This window comes from Thermomonas sp. (assembly GCF_041919455.1).
In the GTDB taxonomy this organism is placed as follows: Bacteria; Pseudomonadota; Gammaproteobacteria; order Xanthomonadales; family Xanthomonadaceae; genus Thermomonas.
In genome coordinates, this window is record NZ_JAYRTQ010000041.1 from 1 (window position 1) to 3728 (window position 3728).

At 65.9% G+C, this 3728-nt stretch carries 2 protein-coding genes and 1 pseudogene; 2 read left to right on the forward strand and 1 reads right to left on the reverse strand.

The features are described from left to right. On the forward strand, positions 1-120 hold a 120-nt coding region (locus tag ACE3T8_RS14840), incomplete at its 5' end, for a transposase (protein WP_374609356.1). 298 nt (positions 121-418) lie between these two features. Here the strand turns inward: ACE3T8_RS14840 and polA are convergent. After that, a complete protein-coding gene (gene polA, locus ACE3T8_RS14845) occupies positions 419-3193 on the reverse strand; it encodes a DNA polymerase I (protein ID WP_374610231.1) in 2775 nt (924 codons plus the stop codon). A gap of 72 nt (positions 3194-3265) precedes the next feature. Between polA and ACE3T8_RS14850 the strand changes: the two are divergent. Next, a pseudogene (locus ACE3T8_RS14850) lies at positions 3266-3728 on the forward strand (ABC transporter ATP-binding protein); the annotation flags it as partial.

A 3728-nucleotide genomic window follows, 5' to 3' on the forward strand; every position in this document is an offset into this window, starting at 1 on the left:
ACCGGGCAACTGGAAGGCATCAACAACAAGATCAAGGTGATCAAGCGCATGGCCTACGGCTACCGCGACAGCGAGTACTTCTTCCTGAAGATCAAAGCCGCCTTCCCCGGTAATCCGTGATGAACCATAAAAAAGCCCCGCAGCCAGGGGGGGACTGCGGGGCCGGTGGAAGGCAGGTTGGGGAGAACCTGCATTTCCGTGATCACACCAGGGGAGGGGTAGTGATCGGTAACAGGCATTGCACCTGTTACGCGACATATGACCACTCCGCACATGGATGGTTCGTGAAGATTCGAGTTAAAAAACTGTTGGGTTCAGGAATGATTCATTGCGATTTTCCAGAACCGCTGGAACCCGCATTCCAGAGCGGTTTCCCCGGCCGCCTGACGCCCCGTTTGGCGCACCCGGGCGCACCAGTTCAGTGCGCTTCGTCCCAATTGTCGCCGACCCCGCTATCGACCACCAGCGGCACCCGCAGTTCGGCCGCCCCTGCCATGAGCGCCGGCACCTGCGCCATCAGGGTCGGCAGGAAGTCCTCGTCGGCCTCGAACACCAGTTCGTCGTGGACCTGCAGGATCATCAGGGCGCGATCGCGGTAGTCCTCGAGCCAAGAATCCACCCGCACCATCGCGCGCTTGATGATGTCCGCCGCCGTGCCCTGCATCGGCGCGTTGATCGCGGCACGCTCGGCACCGGCACGCTGCGCGGCATTCCGCGAGTGGATGTAGTCCAGCGCAAGGCGTCGCCCGGACACGGTTTCGACATAACCGGCATCGCGCGCCTGCTGCCGCGTGCGCTCCATGAAGTCGCGCACGCCGGGATAACGGCTGAAGTACAACGCGATGTAGTCCTGCGCCTCACCTCGCGCGACGCCGAGCTGGCGGGCCAGCCCGAACGCACCCATCCCGTACATCAGGCCGAAGTTGATCGCCTTGGCGGCACGGCGTTCGTTGCCGCTGACGTCCTCGAGTGATTTTCCGAAGACTTCCGCCGCAGTCGCGCGGTGGATGTCGGCACCGCTCTCGAACGCGCGCACCAGGGCTTCGTCGCCGGACAGGTGGGCCATGATCCGCAGCTCGATCTGCGAGTAGTCGCAGGCCACGATCTTGCGCCCCGGGGGCGCGACGAACGCGGTGCGGATGCGCCGGCCGTCCTCGCTGCGGATCGGGATGTTCTGCAGGTTCGGATCGGACGACGATAGCCGCCCGGTCGCCGCGCCGGCCTGGTGGTAACTGGTGTGCACGCGGCCGGTGTCCGGATTGACCATCTCCGGCAGCTTGTCGGTGTACGTGCTGCGCAGTTTCGCCAGCCCGCGGTACTCCAGGATGATCCGCGGCAGTTCGTGCTGGTCGGCGATCGCTTCCAGCGCTTCCTCGTTGGTCGAGGGCGCGCCGCTCGGCGTCTTCACCAGTGCCGGCAGTTTCAGCTCGTCGAACAGCAGCGCACCGAGCTGTTTCGGCGAATCGAGGTTGAAGCTGCGCCCCGCCAGTTCGGTGGACTTCTGTTGCGCAGCCAGCATCCGCCGCGACAGCTCGGCGGATTGCCGGCGCAGTTCGTCGGCATCGATGCGCACGCCATTCGATTCGACCCGTTCCAGCACCGGCACCAGCGGCATTTCGATGTCGCGATAGACGGACAGCAATCCGGGCTCGGCCTGCAGCTTGGGCTGCATCACGCGATGCAGGCGCAAGGTGATGTCGGCGTCTTCCGCCGCATAGCGGGTGGCATCGTCCAGCGCGACCTGGGCAAAACCGATCTGCTTCGCGCCCTTGCCGACCACGTCCTCGTATTTGACGGTCTGGTAACCGAGGTGTCGCTGCGCCAGCGAATCCATGTCGTGGCGGGCGATGCCCGCGTTCAGCACGAAGCTCTCCAGCATCGTGTCGTCGGCATAGCCGTGCACGTCGATGCCGTGGCGGCGCAGGACATGCAGGTCGTACTTGCCGTGCTGGCCCAGCTTGCGCTTCGACGGGTCGGCCAGCAGCGGGCGCAATGCATCCAGTACAACGTCGCGCGGCAGTTGCGCGGCCACGCCCGGGGCTTCATGCGCGACCGGGATGTAGCAGGCCTTGCCCGGTTCCACGCTCAGGCTGATGCCGACCAGGTTGGCGCGCATGGCATCGAGCGAATCGGTTTCGGTATCGAAGGCGAATTCCTCGGCCGCCTGCAGCTTCTCCACCCATTCATCGAGCTGCGCGGTATCGAGGACGCACTCGTACTCGCCGGCCGCGGACAGCGCCGGATCGAGTTCCGCTTGCGATGCCGGCGCACTGGGGGCGACGAAACCGTTGCCGCGCGCGATGCCCGGCTCCTTCTCCGTCGTCGCCACGGACGCACTCGACGATGCGCCACCCTCGAGTTCCTTCAGTGCCTGGTTGAAGCCGTAGCGGGTGTACAACGCACGCAGCGCATCGACATCGCGGTCGCGCAGGTGCAGGTCGGCAGGCTCCTGCCCCAGCACCACGTCGGTCTTGATGGTGGTCAGCACGCGGTTGAGCGGCAGCCGCGGCAACGCCTCACGCAATGCCTCGCCGATCTTGCCGCCGACCTTGTCGGCGTTGGCGATCACGCCATCCAGCGAGCCGTATTCGGCCAGCCATTTCGCCGCGGTCTTCGGCCCGCATTTCGGAATGCCGGGGATGTTGTCGATCGCGTCGCCCATCAGCGCCAGGTAATCGATGATCTGGTCGGCACGCACGCCGAACTTGGCCATCACCGCCTCGTCGGAATCGAGCTTGCCGCCGCTCATGGTGTTGACCAGCACGACGTGCGGGCGCACCAGCTGGGCCATGTCCTTGTCGCCGGTCGAGACGGTCACGTCGATGCCGGCCTCGGCACCGCGCACCGCCAGCGTGCCGATCACGTCGTCGGCCTCCACGCCGTCCACGCGCACCACCGGCAGGCCGAGCGCCTCGACGATCGCCATCATCGGCTCGACCTGCGCGCGCAACTCGTCCGGCATCGGCGCGCGATTGGCCTTGTACTCCGCGTAGAGATCGTCGCGGAAGGTCCTGCCAGGCGCATCCATCACGAAGGCGATGTAGTCCGGCTTTTCCTTCAGGTGCCCGCGCAGCATGTTGACGATGCCGAACAGCGCGCCGGTCGGCTCGCCGGCCGCATTGCTCAGCGGCGGCAGCGCATGGAAGGCGCGATAGAGGTAGTTGTATCCGTCGATCAGGACGAGCTTGGCCATGCACGGATTGTAAGGCGCGTGCCACGCGGTGGTGCGCTGGCACAATGCCCGCCTGTCGCGCGAGTCCTCACGATGCAACGCTGGTTCGAATCCCGCCTCGATCCCTTTCCCGACCCGCCACCGGCGCAGCCGCCGGCGACGCTGTACGCCTTCTGCCGCCACTACACCCGCGGTGCGGAGCGCTGGCTGTTGCTGCTCACCATCAGCACCGGCCTGATCGCGCTGGCGGAAGTGGCGCTGTACGCCTACGTGGGCGCGCTGGTCGACCGGATGAATGCGGTCGGCCCGACCGCGTTCATGGCGCAGGAAGGGCCGCGGCTGGCATGGATGGCGGCGCTGGTGCTGGTCGTGTTGCCGGGTTTGGTGCTGCTGAATTCGCTGGTGCAGCACCAGACCCTGCTGGGCAACTTCCCGATGCGGATCCGCTGGAACGTGCATCGCTACCTGCTGCGGCAGTCGATGGGCTATTTCCAGGACGAGTTCGCCGGGCGCATCGCCACCAAGCTGATGCAGACCTCGCTGGCGGTGCGCGAGA

Bases quoted from the DNA above. Each gene is read 5' to 3' on its own strand.
- polA (WP_374610231.1), bottom strand. From the start codon at position 3,193: ATGGCCAAGCTCGTCCTGATCGACGGATACAACTACCTCTATCGCGCC.